Annotated in this window: 12 protein-coding genes; 6 read left to right on the forward strand and 6 right to left on the reverse strand. The window is 66.7% G+C overall.

All coding sequences use genetic code 11. The features are described from left to right. Positions 1-199: 199 nt before the first annotated feature. Positions 200-2,227, reverse strand: coding sequence for an FUSC family protein (locus tag DFLDMN_RS25995; RefSeq protein WP_423198628.1), 2,028 nt, complete (start codon positions 2,225-2,227; stop codon positions 200-202). A 125-nt stretch (positions 2,228-2,352) separates the two neighbouring features. On the opposite strand from DFLDMN_RS25995, the gene DFLDMN_RS26000 reads away from it, so the two are divergent. Both DFLDMN_RS26000 and DFLDMN_RS26005 read left to right on the forward strand, forming a co-directional pair. Further along, positions 2,353-3,279 (forward strand): LysR substrate-binding domain-containing protein, encoded by a 927-nt coding sequence (locus tag DFLDMN_RS26000; RefSeq protein WP_423198629.1) that lies wholly within the window; start codon positions 2,353-2,355, stop codon positions 3,277-3,279. A 145-nt stretch (positions 3,280-3,424) separates the two neighbouring features. Continuing rightward, positions 3,425-4,993, forward strand: coding sequence for an acetyl-CoA hydrolase/transferase family protein (locus DFLDMN_RS26005; RefSeq protein WP_423200576.1), 1,569 nt, complete (start codon positions 3,425-3,427; stop codon positions 4,991-4,993). Between the two features lie 63 nt (positions 4,994-5,056). Here the strand turns inward: DFLDMN_RS26005 and DFLDMN_RS26010 are convergent, their stop codons facing one another. Then, positions 5,057-5,854 (reverse strand): IclR family transcriptional regulator, encoded by a 798-nt coding sequence (locus DFLDMN_RS26010; protein ID WP_423198630.1) that lies wholly within the window; start codon positions 5,852-5,854, stop codon positions 5,057-5,059. 202 nt (positions 5,855-6,056) lie between these two features. On the opposite strand from DFLDMN_RS26010, the gene DFLDMN_RS26015 reads away from it, so the two are divergent. Genes DFLDMN_RS26015 through DFLDMN_RS26030 form a run of 4 tightly spaced genes read left to right on the forward strand, consistent with a single transcriptional unit; the run spans position 6,057 to position 9,557 of the window. Beyond that, positions 6,057-6,827: an ABC transporter substrate-binding protein gene (locus tag DFLDMN_RS26015; protein ID WP_423198631.1), complete on the forward strand. Its 771-nt coding sequence runs from the start codon at positions 6,057-6,059 to the stop codon at positions 6,825-6,827. 23 nt (positions 6,828-6,850) lie between these two features. Continuing rightward, on the forward strand, positions 6,851-7,504 hold the full coding sequence (gene ehuD / locus DFLDMN_RS26020; protein ID WP_423198632.1) for an ectoine/hydroxyectoine ABC transporter permease subunit EhuD: 654 nt from the start codon (positions 6,851-6,853) through the stop codon (positions 7,502-7,504). Beyond that, positions 7,501-8,259, forward strand: coding sequence for an amino acid ABC transporter ATP-binding protein (locus tag DFLDMN_RS26025; RefSeq protein WP_423198633.1), 759 nt, complete (start codon positions 7,501-7,503; stop codon positions 8,257-8,259). The genes ehuD and DFLDMN_RS26025 overlap by 4 nt, the downstream gene beginning before the upstream one ends. Next, entirely contained in the window at positions 8,256-9,557 is a 1,302-nt protein-coding gene (locus DFLDMN_RS26030) for an NAD(P)/FAD-dependent oxidoreductase (RefSeq protein WP_423198634.1), read from the forward strand. Before DFLDMN_RS26025 ends, DFLDMN_RS26030 begins: the two co-directional genes overlap by 4 nt. Positions 9,558-9,597: 40 nt before the next feature. On the opposite strand, the gene DFLDMN_RS26035 is transcribed toward DFLDMN_RS26030, so the two are convergent. The 4 genes from DFLDMN_RS26035 to DFLDMN_RS26050 are packed head-to-tail and all read right to left on the reverse strand — an operon-like array spanning position 9,598 to position 14,187. Beyond that, entirely contained in the window at positions 9,598-11,028 is a 1,431-nt protein-coding gene (locus tag DFLDMN_RS26035; protein ID WP_423200577.1) for an efflux transporter outer membrane subunit, read from the reverse strand. Positions 11,029-11,069: 41 nt separating this feature from the next. Continuing rightward, positions 11,070-12,005 (reverse strand): efflux RND transporter periplasmic adaptor subunit, encoded by a 936-nt coding sequence (locus tag DFLDMN_RS26040; RefSeq protein ID WP_423198635.1) that lies wholly within the window; start codon positions 12,003-12,005, stop codon positions 11,070-11,072. Beyond that, positions 12,002-12,214, reverse strand: coding sequence for a DUF1656 domain-containing protein (locus DFLDMN_RS26045; RefSeq protein WP_423198636.1), 213 nt, complete (start codon positions 12,212-12,214; stop codon positions 12,002-12,004). The genes DFLDMN_RS26040 and DFLDMN_RS26045 overlap by 4 nt, the downstream gene beginning before the upstream one ends. After that, on the reverse strand, positions 12,211-14,187 hold the full coding sequence (locus tag DFLDMN_RS26050; protein ID WP_423198637.1) for an FUSC family protein: 1,977 nt from the start codon (positions 14,185-14,187) through the stop codon (positions 12,211-12,213). The genes DFLDMN_RS26045 and DFLDMN_RS26050 overlap by 4 nt, the downstream gene beginning before the upstream one ends. Positions 14,188-14,190 lie beyond the last annotated feature (3 nt).

Raw genomic sequence — 14,190 nt, forward strand, 5'->3', positions numbered from 1 at the left:
AGTCTGTATTCCTGATAGAGACCGATAGAGACCATCGACGCGGATCGCGCGATGGCGATGGCCATGCCGGTTGGGCATGGCGGGGGACGCAAGCATACCGCAATGCGCGCCACCGTTTTTCCCACGGACGCGCCTGCGCTCCGTACCCCGGCCCCGCCTCCGCCCCGGCCCCCGCCCTCGTCCCCGTCCCTGCCCACGCTCAGTCGCCCGTTTGCTGGGCACGCAAGGTCACGGCCAGCACCACAAGGGCGCTGCGGACATTGGCGACCAGTTCGCGATCGGGCAACGCGGCGATCTGGACCAGTGCCGCCTCGACCCACCGATGCAACGACGGCGGTACCGCCGTGATATGGCCCGAGCGCGCCTGCGCGCGGAAATGCCGGGCCACGATACCCAGCACCCGCCGCACGGATTTGCGCGCGTCGGCAGACAGCCCCGGCAACGCCCGCTGCAACGCCAGCGTGCAGTAACCGATCTGCAGTTCGGTAAAGCCGTCCGAGGCGATCCGCCCATGCGCGGCACCGAGCCGTGGCATGAGTTGCCCCAGACGGTCGAGCATGCGTGCCCCGAGCCCCGCTTGCGCGTCGGCGGCGCGCCAGGTGGCGGCGCGCGCAAGATCCTGCCAGCTTGCATGAATCAGCCGATGGGCCGCCACGTGCGCGCCAAATGGCCGCGCCAGCACGGCCCACAGTGGCGCGAACAGCATCGCCGCCGCGTTGGCGAGGTTGGTGTTGAACACGCCAAGGAAGTTGGCATCGAAGCCGCTCTGCACCGGCGCGAACGACGCCGTGTTGACCGACAGCAGCATGGCCACCAGGTTGAACCCCGGCCGCGTGATGAGCATGCCGATGCCGAGGTAAGGTAGCGCGAGCATGCCGACGAGTGTCTCGAAGTTGTGCGCATGTGGCACCACCAGGAACAGGTAGAACGATGAAATCGCCAGGCAGACCGCGCTCCAGCGCATGAATGAGCGGACCAGCTGGCGCGGCTCGTCGATCATGGCGAAGAAGCAGCTGGCTACCGCCGAGATCGCCACCGGGCCGCCGCCGTCTTCCCATCCCGAAAGAATCCACAGCATGCCGCTGCAGAACACCGCCAGGCCCGCCGACAGCGCGCCGAGGCCGAGCATGACATGGTCGTGATGGAGCGCCGGCGGCTCGACCGGTTCATGCTGGGGCTCGGCGCCGGGCGCGGTGGGCGCCGCCGTGGGGTCGCCCTCGCCGATCCTCCGCTCAAGCGCCATACAACCGCGCATCAGCGCCTCGTAGCGCCGTTGCAGATGGGCCGCGGTTTGCTCCAGCGCAGGACGCGGCATCGCGGTCGGGGCCACGCCATGCACTGGTGCCGCGCTCGGCGCCAAGGTCAGTGATGGAGAGCGTGCCACGGCAGGTGCGGCAGGTGCGGCGGGTGCGGCAGGGGCCCCGGCGGAGGACGCGGCGGGAGATGCCGGGCATGCCCCGGCGGGCTGCGCTTGCGCACGCATGGCGTGCAACACGCTGTCCAGACCGGACAGCACCGGGATCACGCGCGACATGCGCGCGCGCAGATTGCGCGCGTGGCCAACGGCCTGACGGCTTTCGGCATCGAAGGCCAGTTGTTCGATCAACTGGTCGAGCGCCAGCATATCGGCCGCCATGCGATGACGGCTGGCCCTGGCGCGCGCATGGCCGCGCGCAATATCGTCGGCCCAGATGGCGGCGTCGTCGAGCCAGGTCCGTGCGCGCGCGCGCAGCGCCGGCGCGACCTTGGCGGGAAAGACGATGGCGCCCACCAGGGCGGCGCATACGATGCCGATCACGATCTCTTCGATGCGCGCCACCGCAATGCCGAATATCTCGGCGGGCTGCATCACGGCGGGCAACGCGACAATGGGCAACGTATAGGCGGCGAGCAGGAAGACATAGCCGCGCGGCGACCGCTGCAGCATCGACAGGTAGACCAGCACCGCGATCCACAGGCCGATGGCGCCCATCATCACGATGGGCATATTGACCAGCAGCGGCACCGTGACGACCGCCGCGGCCGCGCCGAGGACGGTGCCGGCCACGCGGTAGACCGCCTTGGAACGCGTGGCGCCGGTCAGCGGATTCGAGACGAAGTACACCGTCGCCATGGCCCAGTACGGGCGCGCCAGGCCGAAGTACAGCGCAAGATAGAGCGCCAGCATCGCGGCTGCGAATGCCTTCAGCGAGAACAGCCACTGTCGCGCATGCAGCCAGCTAGCCATGTCGTGTCGTACACCGCGCGTGCGGTGGAATGGGGGCGTCGATCGCCAGTGTAGCCGTCGACCCGGCATTCTCCTTATGATTTAAACTTCTGCGATGCAGTCGTAATTTTCATATACACAGAAACATGCCGATCGACATCCGTGCGCTGCGCTACTTCGTCGAGACCGTGCGCCTGAAGAGCTTTACCCAGGCGGCGTCTTCCCTCTCCGTGACCCAGTCCACCATCAGCAAGATGGTGCGGCAGCTCGAAGACGAGGTCGGCCAGCCGCTGCTGATCCGCGAAGGCAAATCGGTGCGGCTGACCGATGCCGGCAAGGTGGTCTACGACCGCGGCCAGGAAGCGCTCGGGGTGGTGCATCGACTGACGCTGGAGGTCGCCGACCTGTCGTCGCTGGGGCGCGGCCAGCTGACGGTGGGCATCCCGCCCATGGTCAACCTGTTCTTCTCGCCGGCGGTGAGCGCGTTCGTCAGGAAGTATCCCAACGTCCATCTCACCTTGTCGGAGCACGGCGGGCAGGTGGTGGAGCAGCAGGTCGCCGACGGCGAGCTCGAAGTGGGCGCCACCGTGGTACTCGGCGACACCGGTCTGGCGCTGGAGACGCGCGAGTTCGCCCGCTATCCGGTATGGGCCGTGGGGCCGCGGCGTGCCGCCTGGGCCAGCGGCCGCACCGTTACGCTGGAGGCCCTGCGGCACGAGCCGCTGGTGATGCTGACCGAAGCATTCTCGCTGACACGCATGCTGCGCCAGGCATTTCTCGACGCCCGCATCGATCCGCTCGTGGTGGCGCAAAGCGGCCACTGGGATTTCCTGGCATCGATGGCGGCCGCGGGCCTGGGCACCACCTTCCTGCCGGAACCGCTGCTGGCACGCCTGGAGTCGCGCGACCAGCTGGCCGTCGCCCGGCTGGCGGAGCCGACGCTCGACTGGGCGCTCGCCCATATCTGGGCGCCCGGGCGCTACCTGTCGCACGCCGCCCGGGCCTGGCTGGAAGTCTGCGAAGCGGTCCTGGGCCAGGCCGCAAACACCATGAAAATCCCGACTGGTATGTAGTCGTTAATGTCATCATCGGAATAATCGCGCATCGGTACACTTGACTTGCGCCGCCGTCTTTTGCACGCGATATCCCGCCAGGCGATGTCCCGAAGCGCGAGCACCTGACGCGATCGCGGCGCGGCAAATCAACGATGGAGACATGATGTACCGCGATCGGATTCGACTGGCCAGTCTGCATAGCAAGGTAGTGTCGGCGGACGAGGCCGCCCGGCTGATCCACGATGGCATGACCGTGGGGATGAGCGGATTCACCCGCGCCGGCGGCTGCAAGGCCGTACCGTTCGCGCTGGCCCGACGCGCCGCCGACGATCCGTTGCAGATCACGCTGATCACCGGTGCCTCGCTCGGCAACGATGTCGACAAGGTACTGACCGAGAGCCACGTGCTGGCGCGCCGGTTGCCCTTTCAGTCGGACGCCACGCTGCGCGCCGGCATCAATAACGGCGAGATCGCGTTTATCGACCAGCATCTGGGCGAAGTCGCGGAGTGGCTGCGCGACGGCCATCTCGCGCCGGTCGATGTCGCCGTGATCGAAGCGACCGCCATCACCGAGTCGGGCGGCATCGTGCCGACCACCTCCGTCGGTAATTCGGCCAGCTTTGCGCTACAGGCCAGCAAGGTGATCGTCGAGATCAACCTGAACATGCCGGCCGGTCTCGAAGGCCTCCATGACGTGAGCCTCCCGGTCGACCGGCCCTACCGGCAACCGATTCCGCTGATCGCGCCCGAGCAGCGCATCGGCCTGCCCTATATCCCGGTGGACCCCGCGCGCATCGCCGCCATCGTCATCACGCAGGACGACGACAGCCCGTCGAACGCCGCCCCTGCCGACGACGAGACCCAGCGTATCGCCAGCCACCTGATCGCGCTGCTTGTCAGCGAAGTGAACGCCGGTCGGCTGCCACCTTCGCTGCGGCCGCTCCAGGCCGGCATCGGCACCATCGCCAACGCGGTGTTGCAGGGCCTTGCCGACGCGCCGTTCCACGACCTGACGATGTACTCGGAAGTGCTGCAGGACAGTACGATCGCGCTGATCGATGCCGGCAAGCTGCGCTTCGCCTCGGCGTCGTCGATGACGCTGTCGCGCCCGGTCTACGACAAGGTGCTGCGCGACATCGAGCGCTACAAATCGCATCTCGTGCTGCGTCCGCAGGAAATCAGCAATCATGCCGAGGTGCTGCGCCGGCTGGGCCCGATCGCCATCAATACGGCGCTCGAATGCGATATCTACGGCAACGTCAATTCGACGCACGTGGGCGGCACCCACATGATGAACGGCATCGGCGGTTCGGGCGACTTCGCGCGCAATGCGTACCTGTCGGTGTTTGTCACCAAGTCGGTAGCCAAGGGCGGCAAGGTCTCCAGCATCGTGCCGATGGTGCCGCACGTGGACAATGCCGCGCACGACGTGGATATCCTGGTGACCGAACACGGGCTGGCCGATCTGCGCGGACTTGCGCCGCGCGAACGCGCGCGCGCGATCATCGCCAACTGCGTCGATCCGGGCTATCGCGATGCGCTGCAGGACTACTTCACGCGCGCCTGCGCCCGCGGCGGCCAGACGCCGCACCTCCTGGAAGAAGCATTCGCCATGCACATGCGCTATCGCGACACGGGAACCATGCTGCGGCCGTCCGCGGTGCCGTCCCCAGTGCAATCCGTGCCCGGGATCGCCGCCAGCCCGGCGCTCAACGAACCGCTCGCGGCCTGAACCGTGCGCACACGGCGTGGCGGGGTCGGTACGGTCCCGCCACGCCGGACGGCACCGCGCGACTTAGCCCAGGGTCCGGACCGAACTGCTGATGGCGCGCGCGCATTGAAGCACCGGCGGCCCCAGTTTCTTCTCGGCCTCCTCCGCGGTCCAGCGCGCGGTTGGCGCCACCACGTGAATGGCGCCGAGGGGCCGGCCTTTGCCACCGATCACCGGCGCGGCAATCGTCATGTCGCCCAGGAACAGTTCTTCCACATTCATCGCATAGCCACGCAGCTTGGCTTGCCGAAGCTCCGCCATGACGTCGTCGACCGCGGTCCGCGTGTAAGGCGTATGCGAGATCCGTGACGACTGCTCGATCAGCGCCCTGGCCTCGCCTTCGGGCAACGCGCTCAGGTACGCGCGTCCCGATGCCGTGCAGTACATGGGTACGCGACTGCCGATCGGCATATGTACCGGCACAAAATGCGCGCTGACAAATCGCGCCGTGTACACCATCTCGTCGCCATCCGGTTCCGTCAGGCAACTGGTCTCCGCGGTGACCTTGGTGATTTCGGACAGGAAGGGGTTGGCGACATCGATCAACGGGTCGGCGGCCAGGTAGTTGTAGCCGACCTTCATGACCTGCAGCGTCAGCTGATATCTCCGGGTCTGCGGGTGTTTGCGCAGATAGCCGAGCTGCTCCAGCGTGAACACCATGCGCTGCGCGGAACTCTTGTTGATCTCCGCCACTTCGGCGATCTCGGCGATCGTCATGGTGCGACGCGAGGCACTGAAGGCCGCCAGGACGGCCAGTCCTTTCTCCAGCGACTGATTGAAAAGCTGGCTGCCTTGCGTGTCGGCGCCCTGGGCTTCTGACATTTGAGTTCTACTCATCACAAATATACCGGCAAAGTATCGTTTTTAGCCTTCGCAGAATCGCATATCGATTCTTATGGTGCAACTAGTGGTTTTTGCCAATTACAGATTGATGTCATGACTTCGATGATAGGCATACAGATTGCATGATCCAACGGTGCGCCCCGAATGCGCGCCATTGACCCCCTCGCCAAGGAGTAATCGCATGTCTTTCGCTCAATCCCTCCGATCCCTTGCACTGGCCATGTGCATGGCAGCAGGCACCGTTTCGATGGCCAGTGCCCAAGGTGGTGCGCCCGGCGCATACACCGTGGGGGCCACCGCCACCGGCGTGCCGTTCACCTTCCTCGACGTCAAGACCAACACCATTCAGGGGATGATGGTCGACACGGTGGTCGCGGTGGGCAAGGCGGCCGGCTTTCAGGCGGACGTGCAGCAGACCACGTTCTCCGCGCTGATCCCCTCGCTCACGTCCAACAAGATCGACATCATCTCGGCGGCGATGCTGAAAACGCCGGCCCGCCAGCAGGTCGTCGCGTTCAGCGACCCGGTCTATTCCTATGGCGAAGGCCTGATGGTCAAGGCGGACGACCCCAAGCCGTACGTCTCGATCGATGAACTCAAGGGCGAGGTCGTCGGCGCACAGGTGGGGACGGTGTTCCTGGACATGCTCAACAAGAAGGGCATCTTCAAGGAAGTGCGCAGCTATGACTCGATTGCCGACATGTCGCGGGACCTGTCGCTGGGCCGCATCAAGGCGGCCCTGGGCGACCAGCCGCTGATCGCCTATCAGATCCGTCAGCACGCGTTCCCGGGGGTGAAGCTCGTCGACAGCTACAAGCCCGTCAACGTCGGCGACGTCTGCCTGGTGGTGCGCAAGGGCGATACCGAGACGCTTGCGCGGCTGAACAAGGCGATTGCAACCATCAAGGCAGACGGCACGCTGGCGAAGATCGTTCAGAAGTGGGGCATGTAAGCGCGATGGACGTGGCAAACCTTGTGAACAACGCCGTCGAGTTCCTGCCGATCCTGCTCAAGGGCGCGGTGGTCACGGTCGAGGTCACCGTGCTCTCGTTCCTGTTGAGCAGTGTACTCGGCCTGGGCCTGGCGCTGATGAAGCTGTCGCGCGTGCGCTCGGTGTCCATGCTCGGCGCGGGCATCGTCAACCTGATCCGCGGCCTCCCGATCATCGTGCAGCTGTTCTACATCTATTTCGTGCTGCCCGATATCGGCATCCATCTGACCGCGTTCCAGGCCGGCGTGATCGGGCTGGGCATCGCCTATTCCGCTTACCAGGCGGAGAACTTCCGGGCGGGCATCGAGGCGGTCGATCCGGGTCAACGCGAAGCCGCGCAGGCGATGGGCATGCGTTCGGCGCTGATCATGCGCCGCGTAATCCTGCCCCAGGCGTTTCGCATCGCCCTGCCGCCCTACGGCAACACGCTGGTGATGATGCTGAAGGATTCGTCGCTGGTATCGACGATTACCGTCGCCGAAATGACGCGCGCGGGACAACTCATTGCCTCGTCGACGTTCCAGAACATGACGGTGTATACGCTCGTGGCCCTGCTGTACCTGCTGATGAGCCTGCCCCTGGTGTACATGCTGCGACGCCTGGAAATGCGCTTTGGTGTCGGGAAGAAACGGTCATGATCGATATTGAGAAACTGGAGAAGCGCTTTGGTGACCACCAGGTGCTGCATGGTGTCGACCTGCACGTGGACGCCGGCGAAGTCGTGTGCCTGATCGGACCGTCCGGTTCGGGAAAGTCCACCGTGCTGCGCTGTATCAACGGCCTGGAATCCTATGACGGCGGCGTGATCCGGGCGTTTGGCGAGCGTGTGGACCGTGACAGCCGGGACATCCACAAGCTGCGCAGCCGCATGGGAATGGTGTTCCAGCGCTTCAATCTCTTCCCTCACCGTACGGTGCTCGAGAATGTCATGGAAGGGCCGGTATATGTGCGAGGCGAAAGCGCGGACCAGGCGCGTGCGCGCGCGCTGACACTGCTGGAGAAGGTCGGCCTCGCCGCCAAAGCCTCGGCCTATCCGAGCCAGTTGTCGGGTGGGCAGCAGCAACGCGTCGCCATCGCGCGGGCGCTGGCCATGCAGCCGGAAGCCATGCTGTTCGACGAACCGACTTCGGCCCTCGATCCCGAGCTCGTCGGTGACGTCCTGGACGTCATGCGCGGGCTGGCCGCCGAGGGCATGACAATGGTGGTGGTCACGCACGAGATGGGCTTTGCGCGGGAGGTTGCCGATCGCGTCTGCTTCCTGCACGGTGGCCGGATCGTCGAGGAAGGCCCCTCCGCGCAGGTGCTGGGCGCACCCCGCCATGCGCGCACGCAGGACTTCCTTCGCCGCGTCCTGCACAAGCCCGTGGCAGGGGCGGGAGGCGACGCTGCATGAGTGCGCACGCCATCCATTCCCTGCCGCCATCGCTGTGGGCCGCCACCGCGGTCGCGCCGCAGCCCACCCCCGCGCTCGTGGATTCCGCGCGGACCGATGTTCTGGTGATCGGCGCAGGATTTACCGGGTTGTCGACCGCGCTGCATCTGGCGGAACGCGGGACTTCCGTGTGCGTGGTCGACAGTCATGAGCCGGGTTGGGGCGCTTCCGGCCGCAACGGCGGGCAAGTCAACCCCACCCTCAAGCATGACCCGGACGAGCTGGTGCGCATCCTCGGCGAGCCACAGGCGGAACGGCTGATCCATGCCGTCTCGCAGTCGGCCGATCTGGTCTTCGATCTCATCCGGCAACACGACATCGATTGCCAGCCCGTGCGCAGCGGCTGGTTGCAACTCGCCTATGCCCACAAGGCCGTAGCCGCCATGCATGCACGCGCAAGGCAGTGGCAACGCAGGGGGGCGCCGGTCGAGATGCTCGATGAGACCGCGGTGGCGCAACGCGTCGGCACGCGTGCCTTTGCCGGCGGCTGGCTCGATGGCCGGGCGGGCGCCATTCACCCGCTGTCATATACGCGCGGGCTGGTACGGGCGGCCGGGCGCGCGGGTGCCGCCATCCACGGCGGCAATGCCGTCACCGCCTTGACGCCGGAAGTATCGGCGGGCAAACGGTCGTGGCGCGCAACGTTGTCGACCGGTGCGTCCGTCGTGGCCGATCAGGTGGTCATCGCGACCAACGGATATACCGGCTCGCTGTGGCCGGGACTGCAGAACACGCTGCTGACGGCCAACAGCTTTATCGTAGCCACCCGCCCGCTGGCCCCCGACCTGGCCAGCTCGATCCTGGCGCGCGGCGAAACGGCATCGACGTCCCAACGGCTGCTCCTTTACTTCCGCAAGGATGCCGAGGGCCGCCTGCTAATGGGCGGCCGGGGGTTCTTTGCCGACCCCAGGGATGCCAAGGATTTCTCGCATCTGGAGAGATCGCTGGAACTGTTGTTCCCGCAACTGGGGCCGGTCGACTATGCGTTCCGCTGGAGCGGCCGTATCGCTGTCACGCGCGACTTCATGCCGCATGTCCACGAACCGGCGCCAGGTATCACCGTGGCCGTGGGCTGCAACGGGCGCGGCATTGCCTTGTGCACGAGCTTCGGCAAGCATCTGGCGTCTCGGCTGACAGATGGCGCCGCCGACTTCCCCTACCCGATCTCGCCCATCAAGCCGATTCCGCTGCACCAGTTGCAACGCTTCTACATTGCGGCGGGCGTCGCCTGGTACAGCTTGCTGGATCGATTCGGCTGACCACCCGGGGCATCGACGCCGAAGCCTGTCCCGCGGAAGTCTATTCCGCGGAAACCTGTTCCGCGGGCGCCTCCTTGTGCCCCGCCATCTCCGCGGCGTGCTGCCAGCCTCCGCCCAGCGCCAGGAACAGATTGATCTGGTCCATCGCCACCTGCGCATCGGAGGCTGCCAGTGCGGCGTCGTTGCTGGCCAGCGTGCGATCCGCGTCAAGGCTGGACAGATAGGGTGAGCGGCCCGCCGTATAGAGCATGCGGTTCTGGCGCGCGGCCTCGGCAGCCTTGTCGCGCGCGGCGCGCAATGCCTGGTTGCGCTCCAGCTCGTGCGTGTACGCCGACAACGCGGTCTGCGTCTCGCGCAATGCCTTGAGCACCACGCCATCGAAATGTGCGAGCGCTCCCTCGGCGCTGGCCTCGGTGGCATGGATGCGGGAGCGCGTGCCGTTGGTGGGCAGGTTCCACGAAATCGCCGGGCCGATATTCCAGTGCGCCGTCTGCGACTGGCCGAGGTGCTCCAGAATGCCCGAGTAGCCGGCCGATGCCCCGATGCGGATCGACGGATACAGGTCGGCCGTCACCACGCCGATACGCGCGGTGGCGGAAGCCAGCTCGCGTTCGGCCTGGCGGACATCCGGACGACGCTTGAGCAACGCGGCGCCATCGCCGACGGGCAGCGCCTGGCGCAGTTGCGGCGGCGCCTCGCAGGCCACGCTCGACACATCGAACGCGGTAGGCGGCTTGCCCAGCATCACCGCCAGCCGGTACGCCGCACCTTCCTGTTCGGCGCGGAAGCGCGGCAGCGTGGCACGCAGCGCATCGGCCTGAGCCTGCGCGCGCAATACGTCGGTGGGCTGGCCGCGGCCCGCGTCGACCAGCTTCTGTGCGATGCCCACGCTGCGTTGCTGCAGGTCGAGCTGGTACTGCGCCACGTGCAGTTCGTGCGTGGCCGTGCAGCCTTGTACATACGCGCGCACGGTTTCCGCCACCACGCCGACGCGGGCCTGGTCGAGCGCGGCCTGGCTCGCCTGCGCGCTTGCCAGCGCGGCTTCATCGGCGCGCGCGAGCTTGCCGAAGAAGTCGATCAGGTAGGAGATCTCGAAGCCTGCATCGCCAAAATTCAGCGTGGGCAGCCTCTCCTCCTTCAACAGCGGCTCCGCCGCCAGCAGTCCGCGCGCGGCGGAACCGTGGATCGCGCCCTGTGGCCAGTTCTCGGACTCCACCTCGTGATAGACCGCGATCGAGCGCTTCAGGTTGGCGACAGCCACGCGCAGATCGGTATTGGCGGCCAGCGCCTGGCGGACCAGCGTGTCGATATGCGGATCGTCGTAGAGCCGCCACCAGTCGTCGGGCACCGGCGCGATCGAGACGGCCGCATGATCGGTCCCCTGGAACGGCCCGTTGGCGGCGCTGTCCTTGACCGCCGCGTTGTCGGGCACCTTGTAGTCGGGACCCACCGTCATGCATGCCGCCAGCATCGACGACAGCAATGCCGAAGTCAGGACTTGCGCGACACGCTTCACTTCGATACTCCGGTTGAGGCCTGCATGGTCACGCCGGCATCCGCGGCCGCGGCGGGCTTGCCGCCGCTTTCCTCCGTGACGGAAACGGTGGCGGTACGTCCCGCCACCAGGCGCACGTCGGCGGGCAGGCCGTCGAACGCGATACGCACCGGAATACGCTGTGCCAGCCGCACCCAGTTGAAGGTCGGGTTGACGTTGGGCAGCAGATTGGCGCCATTGGCGCGATCGCGATCCTCGATGCCCGCGGCCACACTCACCACATGGCCATGCAGCACACGCGACTCGCCCATGATGCGGATCTCCACCGGCGCGCCGATGCTGATGCCATGCAGCTTGGTTTCCTCGAAGTAGCCTTCCACGTGGTACGACCGCTCGTCGACCATCGACAGCACCGGCCGGCCTGTCGCGACGTAATCGCCGAGGCGCGGCAGCCGGTCGTTGACGAACCCGTCGACCGGGCTCACCACGCGCGTGCGTTCGAGGTTGAGGCGCGCCACGCCGATGGCGGCTTCCGCCTGCGCGAGATTGGCTTCGCCCTGCTGCACCCTGGCGAGGCCCTCTTCCACTACCTCACGCGACACCACTTCCGACAGCTTCTGACTGCGCGCGGCTTCGCGGCGTGCCTGCGCGAGCGTGGCGCGGATCGCCGCGGCGTTGGCCTGGGCCTGTTGCAGCGCCAGCGCGTAGCGGTCGCGGTCGATCTCGAACAGCAGTTCGCCGGCCTTCACGCGCTGGTTGTCCTTGACCGCCACACGTGTGACGAGGCCCGACACGTCGGGCGCCACCTGCACCACATCCGCCCGGATATGGCCGTCGCGCGTCCACGGCGCGATGGTGTAGTAGTCCCATAGATGCCGGATCACCACCGCGCCAACGGCAACTACCGCGAGCGTGAGGAGGACCGGGCCGATCGAGGAGAGTTTGATTTTCATGATTGCAACGAGCGCACCACCGACACCACCCCACCGAGGATGATCGCGTACAGCGCGAGATTGAAAAGGGACCTGTGCCACACGAGCCGATAGAAGCCCACGCGTGTGAGCACCATGCGTGCGACGGACATGAGCGCGAATGCGACCAGCATCCACACGAACAGCGTGGGCACGAACACGCCATAGAGATTGATTTCACCGGATGTCATGGCTTGGCGGGAACAGGAGCCGGCAGCGTTGCCGGCGGGAACATCGATACATGCATTTCGACCAGCGCGGCGAGCGCAACTGGCGACGTCACCAGCGCCTGCGCGCGCGCGAGGCGCGTGCACAACGCCGGCGGCGGCGCCTCGATGCGGCCCTTCAGGCGCGCCTCGTAATAGCCCGCCACACTGCGCAGCACGCGGCGCACCGCATGCTGCTGCCGGGCTTCGAGCGTCGGCAGCTCACGCTGCAAGGCCAGCGTGGTCAACTCCACGCGCACCTCGTTGAACCCATCGGACGCCGTCTGGCTCGCGCTGGAAGCCAGCCGCGGCACCAGTTGCGCCACGCGGTCGAGCATGCGGGCGCGCAGTTCCGTATGGTTGCGCATGTCGCCGGCGCGGGCGTGGTTGGCCAGGTCGGCCCAGCTTGCGCGCACCAGCCGGCGCACCGCCACCTGCGAACCGAACGGACGTACCACGAGGGTCCAGAACAGCGCGAACAGGATGCCGCCCACGGCCGCGAGGCTGCTGTTGAAGAAGGTATGGAAATCGGCGTTATAGACGCCCTGGATGCCGATATCGCTCGCCGTCACCACACCCAGCGACAGCCCGAGCAGCGCCAGCGGCGGCTGTGCGATCAGCACACCGATCAGCAGGAACGGAATCGCAAATGCCATCACCAGCATTTCAAAGTCATGCGCGATCGGCAGCACGGCAAACAGCAGCACCGTCGCCAGCATCACCGCCACCACATTGGCATTGAAGAAGGTCTGGATCATCGGCGCGGGCTCGTCCTGCGAGGCAAAGAAACAGCACGCCACGGCACCGTTGGCCACCGCGCTGGCGCCGTCGGCCCAGCCGCTCCAGATCCAGATCATGCCCATGAGGAAGACGCCGAGCGCGACCGAGCCGGTCGAGAACAGCAGCATGCCGTGGTCGTAGTGACGCGCCGCGCCCAGGTCCCAGCGACGGAAGTTGGGCATCCAGCCCGCGGTGGGATGGTCCGCGCAGATGCCACGGCACAGCGTCACGCAGTCCTGCCACAGGGCCACCATCTGCTGGAGGCGATCGGTGGCGGCCGTCAGCATCGCGGCATCCCAGCCCTCGGTGGGCGGAATGCTGGCGATGACCGGCGCCGCCTCGACCGCGCCGCCCTGGATCCATGCGCTGGCCGCGCGCATGCGCGAGGCCAGCGCGGGGGGCACGCCGTTGCCGGCCTGCATCGACTCGACGATCGCGGCCAGCGACGACAGCACCGGCAGCAGCATGGTCATGCGGCCGCGCAGTTCGCGCGCGGCGCGCACGCGTTCGATGCTGTCCGTGTCGTACGAAAGCTGGCTGATGAGCTGGTCGAGCGCGAGAATATCGGCCGCCAGCTTGTGGCGGCTCTTGTGCTGCGTCACGCGCGCGGCGGCGTTGGCCGAGAGCATATCGGTTGCCCACACGCCCGCATCGGCCAGCCACTGGCGCGTGCGGTCGCGCAGCACGCCAGCCACGCTGGTCGGCAGGATGACCGCACCGACCACGCTGGCACACAGGATGCCGATGGTGATTTCCTCGGCGCGCGCCACGGCAATGTCGAAGATCGCTTCCGGGCGATCGACCGCCGGCAATGCGATCAGCGCCAGCGTGTACGCGGCCAGCATGAAGACATAGCTGCGCGGCGTGCGATGCAGCAGCGAGATATAGAGCAGCACGCCCGTCCACAGGGCCACCGCGGCCATCAGTAACGGCGGCGCGCTCACGAGGTTGGGCACCAGGATCACGGCGGCCGAGGCGCCGATCACCGTGCCGGCTACCCGGTACAGCGCCTTGGAGCGCGTGGCGCCGGTGAGCGGGTGTGCCACCACGTAGACCGTGGCCATGGCCCAGTAAGGCCGCGGCAGTCCCATATAGAGTGCGATCCAGAGCGCGAGCATGGAGGCGATGAACGCCTTCGCCGAAAACAGCCAGTCGCGCGCGGAGGGCCAGTGAAACATCGG

The organism is Cupriavidus sp. H19C3, from assembly GCF_049393815.1.
GTDB lineage: Bacteria > Pseudomonadota > Gammaproteobacteria > Burkholderiales > Burkholderiaceae > Cupriavidus.